Raw genomic sequence first — 19,427 nt, 5'->3', positions numbered from 1 at the left:
AAGCCCGAACCGGCTGCCTTACTCGACCAGTTTTGGCAAAAGCCGGTCCAGTCGCTGATGCAAGGCACTGCCACTCGGCCAGTTGCGCAGCAGCCGTGCCCGGTCGCGGGCATAGGCCGGGGCGAAGCTGAGCTGGGTGGTGTGCTGGCACATGGCATCAAGGTCGATCAGCGACCACTGGCCGTTGTGCCAGAACAGGTTATGGCCTTTGAAGTCCCCGTGGCTGATACGCTCGCGAATCAGCTGCTGCATCAAATAGACCAAGGCATCCACTTGCTCCTCGGGTGCATCGCCACTTTCGACGTAGGGCGCGAAGCATGCCGTCAGGTCCGGGCCGTCGACATACTCGGTGACCAGGTAGGCACGGCTACGCAGGCCCAGCACCCGCTGTTCCAGCACCGCGAGAGGGCGAGGCGTGGCGATGCCGAGGAATTCCAGGCGGTGGCCTTCAATCCACGAATGCCAGGCCCGGCTCGGGCGCCAGAAGCGCTTGAACCAGTGCGCGGTGTTCTTGATGTTGTAGCGCTTGAGCACCAGCTTGCGACCGTTCACCTCGACACGCGCCACGCTGGCCGCGCCACCGGTCTTGTACAGGTGGCCCTTGTCGATCAGCGCATCGGCCTGCTCCAGCACCGGCTGCATGGCGTCGACTTCGCTGCGGCGGATCGCCTGCAAGCCCGAGAGGCTGCGCTGGACGCTGAACAGGCTGCACTCGCGGCCCGCTTTGTCCAGGTAGTCCTTCTGGCGCCAGCTGCGCACCTTGTCCACCTGCTTTTGCAGGGCTTCCAGGGGCAACGCATGCTCGGCGTTGGCCAGCAGGTAGTGCACCAACAGCTCTTCGATAAACGGTTCCAGGCGCTTGGGCAGCTGGGCGAAGAACACCCCGAGGTTTTCCAGCACGCGCGGGCGTGACAGTTGCTGGCCAGGCGTTTCGGCCTTGATACCGGCGCCGTCGATCAGGTACAGCTTGCCGCCATGGCGCAGCAGGTTGTCCAGGTGCAGGTCTTCCTGCCAAAGGCCCTGGGTGTGCATGTGCGCGACAGCAGTCAGCGCTTCACCCAATACCAGATGTTGCTCGTCAGCCAGCACCGGCAGGTTTTCCACCGCCGCCCAGGCATCGGCCAGGCTTTCGGCGCCGTCGAGGAATTCGAACAGCAGCCAGCCGCCCTCGCCTTCCTTGAGGCCATCGGCCAACAGTTTTGGCGTGGTCAGGCCTTGCTCGGCCAGCAGCTTCACACCTTGCAGTTCGCGCTGGAAATGCCGGGCGGCGTTACCGCCCACCAGCAGCTTGGCCAGCACCGGGGTCCCGCGCCACACTCCGGCGCCAACATAGCGCTGGCCCGGCAACACGCGCAGCAGGCTGAGCAGTTGCAGGTCGGCGCTGCCGGCGGCATCCGCCAGGGTAATGCTCAGGGGCAACGACGGGCTGCGCCCGGCATCTTTCAGTTCGGACAAACGCATCAGCGGGCCTCTTTTTCACGACGGCGTTGCGTCAGGCGTTGCAACCAGTTGTTGACCAGCGTGCTGTCAGCCGGCTGCGCCAGGTAGGTCGCCAGCATTGTGCGCACATCGGCCTCGCTCCAGGCCGGCGCGCGGCGCAGCAGCGGCTCCAGGTCCTTGAGGCGGTCACGCATGCCGAACAGCAATGGCCGGGTCTTTTCCAGGTCGATCAGTTGCGCGTCCCAGCCTTCACGGCGCTGGCGCAGGAAAATGTGCTTGGGGTAGAAGCAGCCATGCACCTGGCCGGCGCTGTGCAGGGTGCGCGCCAGCTGGCCGCACGCCTTGAGGATGCCATTGCGTTCGGCATCGCCCAGCTGTGGCCACTGGGCCAGCAGGCTGTCGAGGTCGGCCCACTCGTCCAGCGCGCGGGTCATCAGGATGGCCCGGTGCTTGCCGCCCTGCTTGCGCTCGCCATAGAACACCGCCTGCAAGGCCGGAATGTGCAGCTTCTGGTAGCGGCTGATGTTGCGGAATTCGCGAGCGAAGGTGGGCTCGCCAAACGGCCGGTGCAGGGTGCGGGTCAGGTAGTCGCTCTGGCGCTTGAGGTAATAGCCCTTGCCTTCGAGTTCCAGGCGGAACACGCTGCTCCAGCCGCCACGGCCGGTGTTGGGTTCATCCACTGCCTCAAGTTGCAAGGCCCACAGCGCCTCGAAGTCGTCCAGGCCATGGCGTTTGAGCAGCGCGAGGTCCGCGCTGGCCAGGTAATCGGTCATTCCCTTCCCTCGAAAAAGCCCAACACCTGGCGAATGCGCTTCTTGTCACGCTCATTCAGCCGGTCGCGGCCACGGTATTGCAGATAGAAACGCAGGCGCTGGGTGGCCGACAGGTGGTATTTGGCCACTTTGTCCAGGCACGCCAGGTCCTTGATCATCCGGTGCCGCCACATGAACCCGCGCCAGAAGTCGCCGGTGGGGCAGTCGATAAAGAATAGCGTGCCCTGGTCATCGACCAGCAGGTTGCGCCACTTCAGGTCATTGTGAGCAAAGCGGTGCTCGTGCATGACCCGGGTATGGCGCGCCAGCTGACGGCTGAGGTGGTCGACCCAGGCGCGGTCGGCCAGGCGCGCATCGTTGCGCTCGGCGAGTGCCGACAGGTCTTCGGTGTTCGGCAGCTCGCGGGTGATCATTGCCCCGCGACCAAAGGCCAGGCCCTTGCGCTCCAGCCCCCAGGCCACCACTTCCGCGGTAGGGATGCCCCACTTGGCGAATTGCTTGAGGTTCTGCCATTCGGCCTTGATGCGCGGCCGGCCCAGATAGCGGCGCATGTGCTTGCCGGCCCCGGTGTAGCGCTTGACGTAGTAATTGACCCCATCACGCTCGATGCGCACCACCTCGCTGAGCGGGTCGCGGGTCAGGCGTTCGCCTTGCAGGGCAAATACCGCATCGAGGCTGCCGAAGTCCGTCGCCAGGTGTTCGTAACCCGGCGCCAGTGTCCAGCCCGCCATCAGAGCGCATCCCCGTAGCGTTGCTTGCGGTCGTAGAGTTTCTGCGCCTTGCGCTCCAGCCAGGCGAGCAACTGGGCTTCGTCCTTCAGCACTTGGCGCAGCGGGCGCTGGAAGTAACCCCGCAAAAAGCGCAGCTTGTCGCGCTGGGTCAGGCCGATGTCCAGCGCCGAGAAGTACAGCGCGGCCAGGTCCTTGTCGCGCCAGCGGCGGCTGATGGTTGCACGGGTCTGGGCGCGGTGCAGGTCGATCACCGACAGCCTGAAGTCATCCGCCGTCACCGGGCGGTCGGTGTGCAGCAAGAAGTGGCAGATGTAGCAGTCGCGGTGGTTGACCCCGGCGCGGTGCATGCCGCCGGTCATCTTCGCCACTTCGGTGATCAGCGCACGCTTCAGGCGCGGCTCGGGCGGCTGCTTGACCCAGTCGATACTGAAGTCTTCCAGGCTGATGGTCGGCGCCAGCTCTTCGGTGATGATGAATGAGTGCTGCGTGGCCGGGTTGCTGCCACGCTCGCCATAGGCGACTGCGGTCATGGTCGGCACACCCACCTCGTGCAGGCGCTGGATAGCCCGCCATTCCTGGCCGGCACCCAGCACCGGCAGCTTGGCGGTGAACAGGTTCTTGAAGATCTCGCCCCAGCCGATGCCGCGGTGGATCTTGACGAAAAAGCCCTCGCCAGCCACTACGGTACGCAACGTGCGGCGCCCCTCCAGCTCGCGATAAACCTCGCCTTGCAGCGCTTCTACGGCATCGAAGGCATCACGCCCGGCCCACAGGTGCTTGAATGGTTCGGCCAGTATCAGCTTCATACGGTTTTCTGCCCCAGGATCACGTCGGCAGCATGCTGCGGCATGCTGTACAGATCGGCGGTTTCAGCAAACGCCAGGCCGTTGCGCGACCAGCTGGCGCGGGCCTGCGGGTCTTCGAGCATGCGTTGCAGGTAACCGTTGAGCTGGTCCTGTTCGAACGGTTCGTCCAGCACCAGGCCGCAATCGGCCTCGGCAATGTAGTGGGCGTAACCGCACACTTTGGACACCAGTACCGGCAGGCCGGCCACCAGCGCTTCAAGCAGTACGGTGCCGGTGTTCTCGTTGTACGCCGGGTGAATCAGCAGGTCGGCACCCAGCAGGAAGCGCGGGATGTCGCTGCGGCCCTTGAGGAACTGCACCTGGTCGCCCAGCCCCAGGGTGGCGCTTTGCAGCTGGAACACCTTGGGGTCGTCCTGGCCGATCACCATCAGCTTCGTGCGTTTGCGCAGGGCCGATGGCAGCGCGGCCAGCGCCTTGAGGCTGCGGTCCACACCTTTGGTCTTGAAGCCCGAGCCAATCTGTACCAGCAACAGGTCGTCATCGCCCAGGTTGAATTCCTTGCGGAAATCGGCGCGGATCTCGGCAGCGTTGGCCGGCGCACGGCGATCCTGGGAAATGCCCGGCGGCAGCAGGTGGAAGCGCTCCACCGGGGTGCCGTAGTGCTTGATGAACAGCGGCTGCTGCACCTCGGAAATCATCAGCACTTCGGTGTGGGCGTCCTTGGCGAACACCGCACGCTCGTACTCGGCAAAGTGCCGGTAGCGGCCCCAGCGGCGGTACAGGCCGCCACGCAGGGTCTGCGCCTTGTCTTCGAAGCAGCCGTCGGCGGCGTAGTACACGTCCAGCCCCGGCATCTTGTTGAAGCCGATCAGGCGGTCGACCGGGCGCTTGGCCAGGTCGGCGGCCATCCAGGCGCTGAGCTTCTCGTTGCGACGGTGGTTGAAAATGGCCTTCACCGGCGCCACCAGCACTTCGAAGCCCGGCGGAATGTCACCTTCCCAGATCAGCGTGTACACACGGATCTGGTGGCCCCGCTTCTGGCATTCCAGGGCAATGCGCATGAAATCGCGCTGCAGCCCGCCGAAGGGGAAATATTTGTAAAGCACGAAAGCCAGTTGCATCAACGGACATCCTCAGCCAGCAGCAACGCGCTCAAGCGGCCCGCCACATGCTCGGGATTCAGGCGAGTGAAGCACAGCGGCCACTCGCGTTTCAGATCGAACCGGCGCAGGTCGTCAGCGCTCGGTTTATAGGTGCACTTCTTCTGCAGGCAGGGAGCGCAAGGCCAGTCACTGGCCTGGTGAATCTGGGTCCGTCCGTAGGCACCGGTCAGGCCCGGGTTGGTCGGGCCGAACAGCGAAATGGTCGGCACATCGAGTGCCGCTGCCAGGTGGCCAAGGCCGGTATCGACCGCCACACAGGCTTTTGCCGCCGCCAATACACGCGCAACGCCGGCAAGGTTCAATTTGGGGAGCACCTGGCAGTTGTTCAAGCCCTGTGCAATGCGCTCGGCGCGCGCCTTTTCGGCCGGGTTGCCCCAAGGCAGGCGCACTTCCAGCTTGCGCCGGCCCATGCGCTCGGCCAGCTCGCGCCAGTAGGCTTCGGGCCAGTGCTTGGTCGCCCAGGTGGTGCCATGCAAGAACACCACGTAAGGCGCGGCGGGCGGCAATTGCAGGCGCTCCAGGTCCAGCCCGTAGTCGCCAATGCCCTCTGGCAAGTCGTAGGCCAGGGCCATGGCGAACAGCTGGCGCACCCGCTCCACCGCGTGCTGGCCGGTGGCAACCGACAGGCGCCGGTCATAGAAGCGGCTGGCCAAGCCTTCACGGGCCGAATAGCGGTCCAGGCCGGCGACCGGGGCCTTCACGTAGCGGGTCAGCCAAGCCGACTTGACCAGGCCCTGGGCGTCAATCACCAGGTCGTACTTGCGCTCGCGCACACGCTGCTTGAACGCTTTCCACTCGCCGCTCTTGAGGGTTTGCCAAAGGTTCTTGCGCCAGCGGCGAATGGCCACCGGGATAACCTGGTCGACCGCAGGGTGCCAGCTGGGGATTTCGGCGAAGCCTTCCTCCACCACCCAGTCGAAACGAATGCCCGGGATGGCGTGGGCGGCATCGGTGAGCGCCGGCAGGGTGTGGATCACATCACCCAGCGACGAGGTCTTGATGATCAGTACCCGCACTTAGTCGACCTCGGCCACGGTATCGATCAGGTCCGGCCCGCTCAGGCTGTGCAGGGCGGCGATGACTTTGCCCGGTTCCAGCAGGCGCAGGCAGTTGTAGTGGCCGAAACGGCAGGTACGGTCGAAGCATGGGCTGCACTCGATACCGGTACGCACCACCTCTACCTGGTCGGCCAGCGGCGGGGTGAAGCCGGGCGACGTCGAGCCGTACACCGCCACCAGCGGGCGGTTCAGCGCGGCGGCCACGTGCATCAGGCCGGAGTCGTTGGACACCACGGCATGGGCACAGGACATCAGGTCGATGGCCTCGGCCAGCGAGGTTTCACCGGCGAGGTTGGACGATTCTTCACGCAAACCCGGGATCAGCCGGTCGCGGATCTGCTCACCGACCGGGTGGTCGTTCTTCGAGCCGAACAGCCATACCTGCCAGCCCTGGCGGACCATCGCGTCGGCCACCGCAGCGTAATGCTCGACCGGCCAACGCTTGGCCTCACCGAACTCGGCGCCAGGGCACAGCGCCAGCACCGGGCGGTCCAGCTCCAGGCCGAACTTGGCCAGTGCAGCATCGCGGCTTTGCGCTTCGATCTGCAGGCTGGGGCGCGGGTACGGCTGCGGTAGCTCGGCGCCGGGCGCGTAGGCCAGGGCCATGAAGCGCTCGATCATCAGCGGGTAGCGGGCCTTGTCCAGCTTGCGCACGTCGTTCAGCAGGCCGAAGCGCATTTCGCCGCGCCAGCCGGTACGCTTGGGGATGCCAGCGAAGAACGGCACCAAGGCCGACTTCAGCGAGTTGGGCAGCAGGATGGCCTGGTCGTACTGGCCGGCCAGGGATTTGCCGATGCGCCGACGCGTAGCCAGCTCCAGTGCGCCGTGGCCGAGCGGGAAGCTCAAGGCTTGGCGTACCTCGGGCATACGCTCCAGGATCGGCCGGCTCCACTCGGGTGCCAGCACGTCGATCACGCAGTCGGGGTGCTGCTGTTTCAGGCACTGGAACAAGGTCTGCGCCATCACCATGTCGCCGACCCAGCTGGGGCCAATGATCAGTATTCTCATGCTTAGTCCAGAAACGCTCGGGGAGGCTACAGGCTGCGGTACAGCCTGGCCTCCCCTCTTTATATTCAGGCTATGTGGCGGACAGTGTACCACTCAGGCAGATCCATGGCTGATCGCAGCCCCTGTGGGAGCGGGTTCACCCGCGAACACGGGCGAAGCCCGTGCCAGACACCGCGGTGCCTGCTTCGCGGGTAAACCCGCTCCCACAGGGCCTGCGGCGCCTTCAGGTCAACCCCAGTTCACCCCAGATCCGCCGCACTTGGCGGCGTTCATCGGCAAACTGCGTCGCATCGATCACCCCGGCCTCCTTCTGCAAGGCCTGGCGGTGCGAGGCCGAGCGGAACGCCTTGTACACTTCACGCAACAGCACCGCGTCACTGGCCGGCATCAGGTTCGCCTGCTCCAGCTCTTCCAGAATGCGGATATTATCGGTCCATCGCAGTATGGCCGGATGGTCGTGAGACCAGGCCAAAGCGGCGTATTGCACCATAAATTCGATATCGACGATACCGCCGGCATCTTGCTTGATATCAAACGGCACACCGGCCTCGAAGGCGTTGGCCGCGGTCCCGGCAGCCGTGGCCTTGGTACCGAGGTTGCCGCGCATCTTGGCGCGCATTTCACTCACTTCGGTACGCAGTTTCTCCAGGTCGCGTGCCTGGCCCAGCACCTTGGCGCGCACGCCTTCGAACGCCGCGCCCACCTGCTTGCATCCCACCAGCACGCGGGCCCGTACCAGCGCCTGGTGCTCCCAGGTCCAGGCTTCGTTCTGCTGGTAGCGCTCGAATGCGCCCAGCGAACTGACCAGCAGGCCGGAGGCACCGGACGGGCGCAGGCGCATGTCCACGTCGTACAGCTGGCCCGAGTTGGTCTGGGTAGTCAGCAAGTGAATGATGCGCTGGCCCAGGCGGGTGAAGAACTGCGCACTGTCGATGGGCTTGCTGCCGTCGGTTTCTGCGTGCGGGTCGCCGTCGTGGATGAACACCAGGTCCAGGTCCGAGCCATGGCCCAGCTCCAGGCCGCCGACCTTGCCGTAACCAATGATGATGAACCCTGGGTCGCACAGGCTGCCGTCGCTGCGCCTGGGCTGGCCGTGGCGGGCCACGGTCTGGCGCCAGGCCAGGGCAAGCACCTGGTCGAGGATGGCTTCGGCCAGCCAGGTCAGGTAGTCGCTGACTTTCATCAGCGGCAGGTTGCCGCTGATTTCCGAAGCCGCCACGCGCAGGCTGTGCGCCAGCTTGAAGTGGCGCAGCGCTTCCATCTGCTGCTCCAGGTCGTCTTCGGGGATGCGCGTCAGGCGTTCGCGCAACTCGCTGGCCAGCTCTGGGGCCAGTGGCGGGCTGAACAAGCGGCCTTCGTTGAGCAATTCGTCGAGCAGCAGCGGGTAGTGCGCAATTTGTTCGGCAATCCACGGGCTGGCGGCGCACAACGTCAGCAGGCGGCGCAAGGCGCCCGGGTTTTCGGTCAGCAGCACCAGGTAGGCAGACCGCCGCGCCACGGCCTCGACCAGCGGCAACACACGCTCAAGCACCAGGTCGGGGTTGTCATGTTCCACCGCCTGGGCCAGCAGCCGCGGGATGAAGGCATCCAGGCGTTCACGGCCGATACGCTGCATCGAGCGCAACTGCGGGCTGGAGCGCAACCCGGCCAGGCGCCGCAGGGCTTCTACGGGCTGCTTGAAACCGGCCTCTTCCAGCTGCCGGCCAGCGGCTTCCTCGTCCTGTGCCTGCTCCCACAGCGGCGACCACTCGCCGCCCACCACCAGTTCGCCCTCACCGTCTTCGTCATCCGGGTCGGCGATCACCTGGCGGAAGTGCCAGTCGATACGGCCACGCCAGTACATCAGCTGGTCGTGGAAGCTCTGCCAGTCGGCAAAGCCGAGCATATAGGCCACCCGCGCCTGGTCGGTCTCACCTTCCGGCAGCATTTGCGTCTGGCGGTCGGCGATGGCCTGGATGGCGTGCTCGGTATAACGCAGAAACTCATAGCCCTCGCGCAGCTCGGCGACCACCGCCGGCGGCAGGTAACCCTGGCCCTCGAGGGTGGCCAGCACCTTGAGCAACGGCCGCTGCTGCAGGCTGAGGTCGCGCCCGCCGTGGATCAGCTGGAAGGCCTGGGCGATGAACTCCACCTCGCGGATGCCACCTGCACCCAGCTTGATGTTGTCGGCCATGCCCTTGCGCCGCACTTCCTGCTGGATCAGCTGCTTCATGGTGCGCAGCGCTTCGATCGCGGAAAAGTCCAGGTAACGGCGGTACACGAACGGCCGCAGCACCTCCTGCAACTGCGCCCCGGCCGCCTGGTCGCCCGCCACCACCCGCGCCTTGATCATGGCGTAGCGTTCCCAGTCGCGGCCCTGGTCCTGGTAATACTGCTCCAGGGCATTGAAGCTGAGCACCAGTGCGCCGGCCGAGCCATAAGGGCGCAGGCGCATGTCGACGCGGAACACGAAGCCATCGACGGTCACCGGGTCCAGCGCCTTGATCAGCCGCTGGCCAAGCCGGGTGAAGAACTCCTGGTTTTCCAGGGAGCGCTTCACCCCTTCGGTTTCGCCACCTTCGGGGAAGCCGAAGATCAGGTCGATGTCCGACGACAGGTTCAGCTCCACCGCCCCCAGCTTGCCCATGCCCAGCACCACCATGTGCTGCGGCTGGCCGCTGCGGTTGCCGATGGGCGTGCCGAACTGCTGGCAATGGCGCGGGTACAACCATTGGTAGGCTTCGTCGATGGCGGCATCGGCCAGGTCCGACAGGTCGCGGCAGGTTTCGCCAAGTTCTGCCTGGCGGGTGATGTCGCGCCAGATGATGCGCAATTGCTGGCGGTTGCGCGCGCGGCGCAGGTTGCGCGCCAGCTCGTCGTCGCTCTGCGCGGCCTGGGCGGCCGCAGCGATTTGCCCACGCAGCTCACCCGGCGCATAACGCCGCTCCAGCTCGCCACTGGCCAGCAGCTCGAACAGCATGGCCGGCTCGCGCTGGGCCAGGCCCAGAACAAAGTCGCTGGCGGCGGCAACCTGGTCGAATTGTTGCCGGTGCACCGGGCTCCAGGCATTCAGGTCGAGGTCGGCGTGAGCGGCCACTGCATCACTGAGGAATTGCCGGTTGCGGGCGAGCAATGGCTGGAGGGTGGCGGGCAGATCGGACGGCAAAGGCAGGCGCATGGTCTATCCTTGATCGGCGTGAAATAGAAGGGAAAAAGCGGCCAAGGGGAAGCCGGACCACGGTTGGACTGTCGTACAAAAGTTGGAAATAGCTGAAAAAAACGAAAACTTGGCAATAAACATCAAGAAGCACCCGTTCGCGTCACAATGCCAACCACCATGAACGTTTTTCCTCACAAGCCAAGGTGCGACCAAACGTCGCAGAAATGTAGTTTTACTACTACCCATGTCGTGTAAAAGCATGAAATGCGCAAGCAAATGTAGTAAAACTACACGGCGCCGGAAGACACCCCGGTAATCCAAGAATTCACGACGTCTGCCCATAAGGCCAGTCGCAACTTCAGGCAATCGATTCTGGTTGCCTTTCCGCCCTGGAGCAAGCCATGCAAGACCTCGATCCAATCGAAACCCAGGAATGGCTGGATGCCCTGGAGTCGGTCCTCGACAAAGAAGGCGAAGACCGCGCTCATTACCTGATGACCCGTATGGGCGAGCTGGCCACCCGCAGTGGCTCCCAGCTGCCGTATGCGATCACCACGCCATACCGCAACACCATCCCTGTCACCCACGAAGCACGCATGCCTGGCGACCTGTTCATGGAACGCCGCATTCGCTCGATGGTGCGTTGGAACGCCTTGGCCATGGTCATGCGCACCAACCTGAAAGACTCGGACCTGGGCGGACACATCTCCAGCTTCGCCTCCAGCGCCACCCTGTATGACATCGGCTTCAACTACTTCTTCCAGGCGCCGACCGAAGAACACGGCGGCGACCTGATCTTCTTCCAGGGCCATGCTTCGCCAGGCGTCTACGCCCGTGCCTTCATGGAAGGCCGCATCAACGAAGACCAGATGAACAACTTCCGTCAGGAAGTGGACGGCAACGGCCTGTCTTCGTACCCGCACCCATGGCTGATGCCTGACTTCTGGCAGTTCCCGACCGTATCGATGGGTCTGGGCCCGATCCAGGCTATCTACCAGGCACGCTTCATGAAGTACCTGGAAGCCCGTGGCTTCATCCCGGCCGGCAAGCAGAAGGTCTGGTGCTTCATGGGCGACGGCGAGTGCGACGAGCCGGAATCCCTGGGCGCAATCGCCCTGGCCGGCCGCGAGAAGCTGGACAACCTGATCTTCGTCATCAACTGCAACCTGCAGCGCCTCGACGGCCCGGTTCGCGGCAACGGCAAGATCATCCAGGAACTCGAAGGCGTGTTCCGTGGCGGTGGCTGGAACGTCAACAAAGTGGTCTGGGGCCGTTTCTGGGACCCACTGCTGGCCAAGGACACCAACGGTGCCCTGCAGCGCCGCATGGACGAAGTCATCGACGGCGAGTACCAGAACTACAAAGCCAAAGACGGCGCGTACGTTCGTGAAAACTTCTTCAACACGCCAGAACTCAAGGCCATGGTCGAAGACCTGTCCGACGACGAGATCTGGAAGCTCAACCGTGGCGGCCACGACCCGTACAAGGTCTACGCGGCGTACCACCAGGCTGTGAACCACAAAGAGCAGCCGACCGTCATCCTGGCCAAGACCATCAAGGGTTACGGCACCGGTGCTGGCGAAGCCAAGAACACCGCGCACAACACCAAGAAGGTCGACGTCGACAGCCTGCGTCACTTCCGTGACCGCTTCGACATCCCGGTCAAGGATGCCGACCTGGAGAACCTGCCGTTCTTCAAGCCGGAAGAAGGTTCTGCCGAAGCCAAGTACCTGGCCGAGCGTCGCGCTGCCCTGGGCGGCTTCGTACCACAGCGCCGTGCCAAGAGCTTCAGCGTACCGACCCCATCCCTGGAAACGCTGAAAGCGATCCTGGATGGCTCGGGCGACCGCGAAATCTCCACCACCATGGCCTTCGTGCGTATTCTGGCGCAGCTGGTCAAGGACAAGGAAATCGGCCAGCGCATCGTGCCGATCATCCCGGACGAAGCCCGTACCTTCGGTATGGAAGGCATGTTCCGCCAGCTGGGCATCTACTCGTCCGTCGGCCAGCTCTACGAGCCAGTCGATAAAGACCAGGTGATGTTCTACCGCGAAGACAAGAAGGGCCAGATTCTCGAGGAAGGCATCAACGAAGCCGGCGCCATGTCGTCGTTCATCGCTGCCGGTACCTCGTACAGCTGCCACAACCAGCCGATGCTGCCGTTCTACATCTTCTACTCGATGTTCGGCTTCCAGCGCATTGGCGACCTGGCCTGGGCCGCTGGCGACAGCCGCACCCGTGGCTTCCTGATTGGCGGTACCGCCGGCCGTACCACCCTGAACGGTGAAGGCCTGCAGCACGAAGACGGTCACAGCCACATGATGGCGGGTACCATCCCGAACTGCCGCACCTACGATCCAACCTACGGCTACGAGCTGGCGGTGATCATCCAGGACGGCATGAAGAAGATGACCGAAGAGCAACAGGACATCTTCTACTACATCACCGTGATGAACGAATCCTACCAGCAGCCAGCCATGCCGGCCGGTGTCGAGGAAGGCATCATCAAGGGCATGTACCTGCTGGAAGAAGACACCCGCGAAGCCGCGCACCACGTACAGCTGATGGGCTCCGGCACCATCCTGCGCGAAGTCCGCGAAGCCGCGAAGATCCTGCGTGAAGAGTTCAACGTCGGTGCCGACGTATGGAGCGTCACCAGCTTCAACGAACTGCGCCGCGACGGCCTGGCCGTTGAGCGTGCCAACCGCCTGAAGCCTGGCCAGAAGCCACAGCAGACTTACGTCGAAGAATGCCTGGCCGGCCGCAAGGGCCCGGTCATCGCCTCTACCGACTACATGAAGCTGTTCGCCGAGCAGATTCGCCAGTGGGTGCCGAGCAAAGAGTTCAAAGTCCTGGGTACCGACGGTTACGGTCGCAGCGACAGCCGCAAGAAGCTGCGTCACTTCTTTGAAGTTGACCGCCACTTCGTGGTACTGGCTGCCCTGGAAGCCCTGGCTGACCGTGGCGAGATCGAACCCAAGGTTGTGGCTGACGCCATCGTCAAGTTCGGCATCGACCCGGACAAGCGCAACCCACTGGACTGCTGAGGAGTATTTTTAAGTGAGCGAACTCATTCGCGTACCTGACATCGGCAGCGGTGAAGGTGAAATCATCGAGCTGTTCGTCAAGGTCGGTGACCGTATCGAGGCTGACCAGAGCCTGCTGACCCTGGAGTCCGACAAGGCCTCCATGGAGATCCCGGCCCCCAAGGCCGGTATCGTCAAGGAACTCAAGGTCAAGCTGGGCGACCGCCTGAAAGAAGGCGACGAGCTGCTGGTGCTGGAAGTCGAAGGTGCCGCTGCTGCGGCGCCTGAGGCTCCGGCCGCGGCCGCTGCCCCGGCTGCTGCTCCAGCGCCTGCCGCCGAAGCCGCCCCTGCTCCTGCCGCAGCCCCGGCTGCTGCCAGCGTGCAGGACATCCACGTGCCGGACATCGGCTCGTCGGGCAAGGCCAAGATCATCGAAGTGCTGGTCAAGGTCGGCGACACCGTCGAAGCCGACCAGTCGCTGATTACCCTGGAGTCCGACAAGGCCTCCATGGAAATCCCGTCGCCGGCTGCCGGCGTGGTCGAAGAAGTACTGTGCAAGCTGGAAGACGAAGTCGGCACTGGCGACCTGATCTTCAAGCTGAAAGTCGCGGGCGCTGCACCGGCTGCTGCACCGGCACCTGCTGCTGCGCCGGCGCCAGCCAAGGCTGAGGCTGCTCCGGCCGCCGCGCCTGCCGCTGCTGCCCCTGCTGCTGCCCCTGCACCGGCTGCTACCGCACCGGCTGCTGGCAACAATGCCAAGGTTCACGCAGGCCCGGCTGTTCGTCAGCTGGCCCGTGAATTCGGTGTCGAGCTGGGCGCAGTGGCTGCCACCGGCCCGCACGGCCGTATCCTGAAGGAAGACGTGCAGGTTTACGTCAAGGCGATGATGCAAAAGGCCAAGGAAGCCCCGGCCGCCGCCGGTGCAACCGGTGGCGCTGGCATCCCGCCGATCCCGGTGGTGGACTTCAGCAAGTTCGGCGAAGTGGAAGAAGTGGCCCTGACCCGCCTGATGCAGGTCGGTGCCGCCAACCTGCACCGCAGCTGGCTGAACGTGCCGCACGTGACCCAGTTCGACTCCGCCGACATCACCGAGCTGGAAGCCTTCCGCGTCGCGCAGAAGGCCGTGGCCGAAAAAGCTGGCGTGAAGCTGACCGTGCTGCCACTGCTGCTCAAGGCCTGCGCCTTCCTGCTCAAGGAGCTGCCGGACTTCAACAGCTCGCTGGCGCCAAGCGGCAAGGCCATCATCCGCAAGAAGTACGTGCACATCGGCTTCGCCGTGGACACCCCGGACGGCCTGCTGGTCCCTGTGATCAAGAACGTCGACCAGAAGAGCCTGCTGCAACTGGCTGCCGAAGCCGCTGCACTGGCCGAGAAGGCGCGTACCAAAAAGCTGTCGGCCGACGACATGCAAGGTGCCTGCTTCACCATCTCCAGCCTCGGTCACATTGGCGGCACCGGCTTCACGCCGATCGTCAACGCGCCGGAAGTGGCTATCCTGGGCGTCTCGAAGGCGACCATGCAGCCAGTGTGGGATGGCAAGGCCTTCCAGCCGAAGCTGATGCTGCCGCTGTCGCTGTCCTACGATCACCGTGTGATCAACGGCGCTGCCGCCGCGCGCTTCACCAAGCGCCTGGGCGACGTGCTGGGCGATATCCGCACCATGCTGCTGTAAGGCAGCCCGCTGCCCCTCCTTGCGAGGGGCAGTACCCTTTTCGAGCTGCCACGCTCGTACCTCAACCCCGCCAATTGGCGGGGCTTTTTTTGCCTGGAGAAAGCCGGGAGGGCTTCGCCCTCCATCGCGACACAAGGCCGCTCCTACAAGGCGATCGCGGTTCCCTGTGGGAGCGGCCTTGTGTCGCGATGGGCCGCAAAGCGGCCCCAAAATCTCCAGCCAAACTACAGAATCGGCCACGTCAGCCGATAACCTGTCCACAGCATCAAGCATGGCCGCTTGCCAGCCCTCGGGACATGATGCAACCTTGCCGAATCCGCCGCCGCTCCAAGGCCGCGCTCCCTGTTCAAGCGAGTCTTCGATGAAAAGCCAACCCGATGCCGCCAGCCGTGTGGCGGCCGAGGTCGTCACGCCGTTACCCGTGCCCTCGCGGCTCGGTATGCTGCGTTTCGAAAGGCTCAACGAAGCCACCTGGTCCATGCTCTACCTTGACCCGGCCTGCGAGCGCCAGTTTGGCCTGCACGCCGCCGACCTGTGTGCCCTGGTGGACGCGCCCTACGCCAGCCTGATGGAGCCCGAGGCCCGCTACCGGCTGCACGACGAGATCCAGCTGCAACTGGCCCAGCGCGGCTACTACCGCGTGCGCTACTCCCTGCACACGCCAACCACCTCGCTGCGCCTGCTGGAAACCGGTGAAGCCTACAAGCAGCACAACCGCCAGCTGTTGCGCGGCTACCTGAGCGTGCTCGACGACCAGCCCGACGACGCAGGCGAGAGTGCCAGCGACCTGGAGTCGCGCAACAACCGCCTGCAACTGGCCCTGCAACTGAACCAGCGTGCCCAGCAGGAACAACTGGAACACCTGGAGCGGGTACGCGGCCAGCAGGACCTGATCCTGCGCCTGGCGCGCCAGCGCTACAGCGCCGAGAACTCCCTGCTGGAAGCCGCCCAGCTGATCACCCAGAGCGCCTGCGAAATTTACAAGGTCGACAGCGCCAGCATCTGGCACCTGGACGACCAGCGCCTGGAACCGATCACCGCCTGGTACCGCGACGCGCAGGAGCATCGCCAGCCCGAAGCCATCGATGCCAGCCGCTTCCCCGACTACCTTGAAGCACTGCACGCCAGCCGCGCCATCGACGCCCACAACGCCGGCCACGACCCGCGCACCCGCGCCCTGACGCAAAGCCTGCGCCCCGAAAACAAGGCCATGCTCGATGCCAGTATCCGCGTCGATGGCCAGGTGGTCGGCGTGTTGTGCCTGGAGCAGAGTGGCCAGCCACGGGCCTGGCAATCGGACGAGATCGCCTTTGCCGGCGAGCTGGCCGACCAGTTCGCACAGGTCATCACCAACCACAATCGGCGCGCGGCGGCCAGCGCACTGCACCTGTTCCAGCGTGCGGTGGAGCAAAGCGCCAGCGCCTTCCTGCTGGTCAACCGTGATGGCCGGGTGGAGTACGTCAACCCAAGCTTCACCGCCATCACCCAGTACAGCACCGACGAAGTGCAAGGCCGCCAGCTGGGCGAGCTGCCTGCACTGGAAAACCTGAGCGAACTGCTGTTCGACTCGCCCTCCAGCCTGGCCATGGGCAATAGCTGGCAGGGCGAATTCAAGAGCCGGCGTAAAAACCTGGAGCCCTACTGGGGCCAGTTGTCGATTTCCAAGGTGTACGGCGACAACCGTGAGCTGACCCATTACATCGGCATCTACGAAGACGTCACCCAGACCAAGCTGGCCCAGCAGCGCATCGAGCGCCTGGCCTACACCGACAACCTGACCAACCTGGGCAACCGCCCGGCGTTCATCCGCAGCCTGGACGAGCGCTTCGTCCGCGATGGCGAAAGCGCGATGTGCCTGCTGCTGGTAGACATCGACAACTTCAAGCGCATCAACGACAGCCTCGGCCACCAGACCGGCGACAAGCTGCTGATCAGCCTGGCCCGGCGCCTGCGCAACAGCCTGCACAGCGGTGGCATCCTGGCGCGCTTTGCCAGTAACGAGTTCGCCGTACTGCTCGATGACACCAGCCTGGAAGATGGCCAGAGCGTTGCGCTGCAGTTGCTGAGCACACTCGACAAGCCGATGTTCGTCGACAACCAGCTGATCAACGTCACCGCCTCGGTAGGCCTGGCTTGTGCACCGCTGCACGGTGTCGACCCCGCCAGCCTGATGAAAAACGCCGGCCTTGCCCTGCACAAGGCCAAGGCCAACGGCAAGCACCAGGTACAGGTGTTTACCGAGGTGCTGAACGCCGAGGCCAGCTACAAGCTGTTCGTCGAGAACAACCTGCGCCGCGCCCTGACCCAGAACGAGCTGGAGGTGTTCTACCAGCCCAAGATCTGCCTGCGCAGCGGCCGCCTGCTGGGGCTGGAGGCATTGCTGCGCTGGAACCACCCCGAGCGTGGCATGATCCGCCCGGACCAGTTCATCAGCGTGGCAGAAGAAACCGGCCTGATCATCCCCATCGGCAAGTGGGTGGTACGCCAGTCGTGCCGCATGAGCAAGCAACTGCGCGAGGCCGGGCTGGGCAACCTGCACGTGGCCATCAACCTCTCGCCCAAGCAGTTCTCCGACCCGGACCTGGTGGCGTCCATCAGCACCATCCTCAACGAAGAAGCCCTGCCCCCGCACTTGCTTGAGCTGGAGCTGACCGAAGGCCTGCTGCTGGAAGCCAGCGAAGACACCCACCGCCAGCTGGACGAACTGAAGGCCCTGGGCCTGACCCTGGCCATGGACGACTTCGGCACCGGCTATTCGTCGCTGAGCTACCTGAAGAAGTTTCCGATCGACATCCTCAAGATCGACCGCAGCTTCATCAACGAAATCCCGGATAACCAGGACGACATGGAAATCACCTCGGCGGTGGTGGCCATGGCCCATAACCTCAAGCTGAAGGTGGTGGCCGAGGGTATCGAGACGCCGGAGCAGCTGGCGTTCCTGCGTCGGCACCGTTGCGACGTGGGCCAGGGCTACCTGTTTGACCGGCCGATTCCGGGGCGCGAGCTGGCCGAGCGGCTGAAGCGTTATCCGCGCGGCCCAGTGGCCTGACAGCAGCGTAATCCTCGGGCACTATAGAACCTATTCGGGCCCTATCGCCGGCAAGCCAGCTCCCACAGGGACCGCACAGGTTTCCAGACCTGTGATATCCCTGTGGGAGCTGGCTTGCCGGCGATGGCCCCAACACCTATCCCACTGAATAAACACAGAGGAACGGCCATGGTCCTGCGTTCGGAAATCCTGGTGAACAAAAACGTCCTGCCAACTGCGGAACAGGCCCTGCCTGGCCGCGAAACGCCAATGAGCCTGCCCGAGTTCCACTACGTCTTCGAAGGCACCCCGCTGCTTGGCCCCTTCTTCGAAGGCGCCATCGACTTCGCCATCTTCGGCCTGGGTTGCTTCTGGGGCGCAGAGCGGCGCTTCTGGCAGCGTGAAGGTGTGGTGAGCACCGTGGTCGGCTACGCCGGCGGTTTCACCCCGCACCCTACCTATGAAGAAGTCTGCTCGGGCCTGACCGGCCACACCGAAGTGGTGCTGGTGGTGTTCGACAAAGACAAGGTCAGCTACCGCGAGCTGCTGGCGATGTTCTGGGAACTGCACAACCCGACCCAGGGCATGCGCCAAGGCAACGATGTCGGCACCCAGTACCGCTCGGCCATCTACTGCACCAGCCCTGAACAGCTGGAACAGGCCAAGGCCAGCCGCGACGCCTTCCAGGCGGAACTGAACAAGGCCGGCTTCGGTGAGATCACCACCGAAATCGACCAGGCACCGACCGTATACTTCGCCGAGGCCTACCACCAGCAGTACCTGGCCAAGAACCCGCAAGGCTACTGCGGCATCGGCGGCACCGGTGTATGCCTGCCACCCAGCCTGCAGGGCAACTGAACCATGGCCACGATGACCCTGTTCCACTCGCCATTATCGCCTTTCGTGCGCAAGGTCATGGTGGTGCTGCACGAGACCGCCCAGCTTGAGCGCGTGACGCTGCAACCGGTCAACATCAGCCCGGTCAGCGGCGACCCGCAGCTCAACCACGACAACCCGATCGGCAAGATCCCGGCCCTGCGCCTGGACGACGGCACCGTGCTGCATGACAGCCGGGTGATCTGCGAATACCTCGACCTGCAACATGTCGGCCTGCCACTGCTGCCCCGCGAAGGCTCGGCGCGCTGGCGGCGCCTGACGCTGGTGTCGCAGGCCGATGCGATCATGGATGCAGCAGTATCGTCGCGCTATGAGAGCTTCCTGCGGCCAGAAGACAAACGCTGGGACGGCTGGCTGCAGGCGCAAGGCGACAAGATCCGCCGTAGCCTGGCCAACCTGGAGCAGGAGCACCTGCCCGAGCTGGTGTCCGGGTTCGACCTGGCGGCGATTGGCGTGGCCTGTGCGCTGGGGTATCTGGATTTGCGTCAGCCGGAGTTTGGTTGGCGTGATCGCCAGCCTGGTTTGGCGGCATGGTATGCCGAGGTGGCCAAGCGGCCGTCGATGGTCGCCACAGCACCGACAGCCTGACAGGGACATTCGCAGCACAAGGCTGCTCCTACAGGGGATGCGACCGCCTGTAGGAGCAGCCTTGTGCTGCGAATTCCTCACTTGGCTGCCACAGGAAA

The 19,427-nt window shown here is 64.3% G+C and carries 13 protein-coding genes; 5 read left to right on the top strand and 8 right to left on the bottom strand.

The features are described from left to right. Nucleotides 1-18 precede the first annotated feature (18 nt). The 8 genes from ACN6NG_RS01685 to glnE all read right to left on the bottom strand — a co-directional run bounded on the left by ACN6NG_RS01685 (nt 19) and on the right by glnE (nt 10,136). Complete coding sequence (locus ACN6NG_RS01685) at nt 19-1,461, bottom strand: lipopolysaccharide kinase InaA family protein (protein WP_353456155.1); 1,443 nt, start codon at nt 1,459-1,461, stop codon at nt 19-21. After that, the gene (locus tag ACN6NG_RS01680) at nt 1,461-2,213 is read right to left on the bottom strand and encodes a lipopolysaccharide kinase InaA family protein (RefSeq protein WP_049272914.1); all 753 of its coding nucleotides are present in this window, start codon (nt 2,211-2,213) and stop codon (nt 1,461-1,463) included. Before ACN6NG_RS01680 ends, ACN6NG_RS01685 begins: the two co-directional genes overlap by 1 nt. Then, nucleotides 2,210-2,944: a lipopolysaccharide kinase InaA family protein gene (locus ACN6NG_RS01675; protein WP_016497651.1), complete on the bottom strand. Its 735-nt coding sequence runs from the start codon at nt 2,942-2,944 to the stop codon at nt 2,210-2,212. Before ACN6NG_RS01675 ends, ACN6NG_RS01680 begins: the two co-directional genes overlap by 4 nt. After that, nucleotides 2,944-3,750 carry a lipopolysaccharide core heptose(I) kinase RfaP gene (gene rfaP / locus ACN6NG_RS01670; RefSeq protein WP_474312840.1) on the bottom strand — a complete coding sequence of 269 codons (807 nt, stop codon included), beginning with the start codon at nt 3,748-3,750 and terminating at the stop codon, nt 2,944-2,946. The genes ACN6NG_RS01675 and rfaP overlap by 1 nt, the downstream gene beginning before the upstream one ends. Next, nucleotides 3,747-4,871, bottom strand: coding sequence for a glycosyltransferase family 4 protein (locus ACN6NG_RS01665; RefSeq protein ID WP_063425395.1), 1,125 nt, complete (start codon nt 4,869-4,871; stop codon nt 3,747-3,749). Before ACN6NG_RS01665 ends, rfaP begins: the two co-directional genes overlap by 4 nt. Beyond that, nucleotides 4,871-5,929 carry a lipopolysaccharide heptosyltransferase I gene (gene waaC, locus ACN6NG_RS01660; RefSeq protein ID WP_063425393.1) on the bottom strand — a complete coding sequence of 353 codons (1,059 nt, stop codon included), beginning with the start codon at nt 5,927-5,929 and terminating at the stop codon, nt 4,871-4,873. The genes ACN6NG_RS01665 and waaC overlap by 1 nt, the downstream gene beginning before the upstream one ends. Then, entirely contained in the window at nt 5,930-6,979 is a 1,050-nt protein-coding gene (gene waaF, locus ACN6NG_RS01655) for a lipopolysaccharide heptosyltransferase II (protein WP_474312839.1), read from the bottom strand. Nucleotides 6,980-7,202: 223 nt separating this feature from the next. After that, nucleotides 7,203-10,136, bottom strand: a complete 2,934-nt coding sequence (gene glnE / locus ACN6NG_RS01650) for a bifunctional [glutamate--ammonia ligase]-adenylyl-L-tyrosine phosphorylase/[glutamate--ammonia-ligase] adenylyltransferase (protein WP_474312838.1) — start codon at nt 10,134-10,136, stop codon at nt 7,203-7,205. 383 nt (nt 10,137-10,519) lie between these two features. On the opposite strand from glnE, the gene aceE reads away from it, so the two are divergent. The 5 genes from aceE (at nt 10,520) to ACN6NG_RS01625 (ending at nt 19,329) form a co-directional block, all read left to right on the top strand. Continuing rightward, nucleotides 10,520-13,165 (top strand): pyruvate dehydrogenase (acetyl-transferring), homodimeric type, encoded by a 2,646-nt coding sequence (aceE, locus tag ACN6NG_RS01645; protein WP_016497645.1) that lies wholly within the window; start codon nt 10,520-10,522, stop codon nt 13,163-13,165. Between the two features lie 13 nt (nt 13,166-13,178). Beyond that, nucleotides 13,179-14,816: a dihydrolipoyllysine-residue acetyltransferase gene (gene aceF / locus ACN6NG_RS01640; RefSeq protein WP_016497644.1), complete on the top strand. Its 1,638-nt coding sequence runs from the start codon at nt 13,179-13,181 to the stop codon at nt 14,814-14,816. Nucleotides 14,817-15,177: 361 nt separating this feature from the next. After that, nucleotides 15,178-17,865, top strand: coding sequence for a putative bifunctional diguanylate cyclase/phosphodiesterase (locus tag ACN6NG_RS01635; RefSeq protein WP_063425388.1), 2,688 nt, complete (start codon nt 15,178-15,180; stop codon nt 17,863-17,865). 168 nt (nt 17,866-18,033) lie between these two features. Beyond that, nucleotides 18,034-18,702 carry a peptide-methionine (S)-S-oxide reductase MsrA gene (msrA, locus tag ACN6NG_RS01630; protein ID WP_016497642.1) on the top strand — a complete coding sequence of 223 codons (669 nt, stop codon included), beginning with the start codon at nt 18,034-18,036 and terminating at the stop codon, nt 18,700-18,702. A 3-nt stretch (nt 18,703-18,705) separates the two neighbouring features. Further along, entirely contained in the window at nt 18,706-19,329 is a 624-nt protein-coding gene (locus ACN6NG_RS01625) for a glutathione S-transferase (RefSeq protein WP_474312837.1), read from the top strand. The last annotated feature ends 98 nt before the right edge of the window (nt 19,330-19,427 follow it).

This window comes from Pseudomonas sp. TSO6 (assembly GCF_056098905.1).
The sequence above is the reverse complement of the archived record's forward strand: the minus strand, read 5'-3'. Positions and strand labels throughout refer to the sequence as shown.

Excerpts from the sequence above, each read along its gene's own strand:
- ACN6NG_RS01685 (WP_353456155.1), bottom strand. The coding sequence starts at position 1,461 with ATGCGTTTGTCCGAACTGAAAGATGCCGGGCGCAGCCCGTCGTTGCCC.
- ACN6NG_RS01680 (WP_049272914.1), bottom strand. The coding sequence starts at position 2,213 with ATGACCGATTACCTGGCCAGCGCGGACCTCGCGCTGCTCAAACGCCAT.
- ACN6NG_RS01675 (WP_016497651.1), bottom strand. The coding sequence starts at position 2,944 with ATGGCGGGCTGGACACTGGCGCCGGGTTACGAACACCTGGCGACGGAC.
- rfaP (WP_474312840.1), bottom strand. The coding sequence starts at position 3,750 with ATGAAGCTGATACTGGCCGAACCATTCAAGCACCTGTGGGCCGGGCGT.
- ACN6NG_RS01665 (WP_063425395.1), bottom strand. The coding sequence starts at position 4,871 with ATGCAACTGGCTTTCGTGCTTTACAAATATTTCCCCTTCGGCGGGCTG.
- waaF (WP_474312839.1), bottom strand. The coding sequence starts at position 6,979 with ATGAGAATACTGATCATTGGCCCCAGCTGGGTCGGCGACATGGTGATG.
- glnE (WP_474312838.1), bottom strand. The coding sequence starts at position 10,136 with ATGCGCCTGCCTTTGCCGTCCGATCTGCCCGCCACCCTCCAGCCATTG.
- aceE (WP_016497645.1), top strand. The coding sequence starts at position 10,520 with ATGCAAGACCTCGATCCAATCGAAACCCAGGAATGGCTGGATGCCCTG.
- ACN6NG_RS01635 (WP_063425388.1), top strand. The coding sequence starts at position 15,178 with ATGAAAAGCCAACCCGATGCCGCCAGCCGTGTGGCGGCCGAGGTCGTC.
- msrA (WP_016497642.1), top strand. The coding sequence starts at position 18,034 with ATGGTCCTGCGTTCGGAAATCCTGGTGAACAAAAACGTCCTGCCAACT.
- ACN6NG_RS01625 (WP_474312837.1), top strand. The coding sequence starts at position 18,706 with ATGGCCACGATGACCCTGTTCCACTCGCCATTATCGCCTTTCGTGCGC.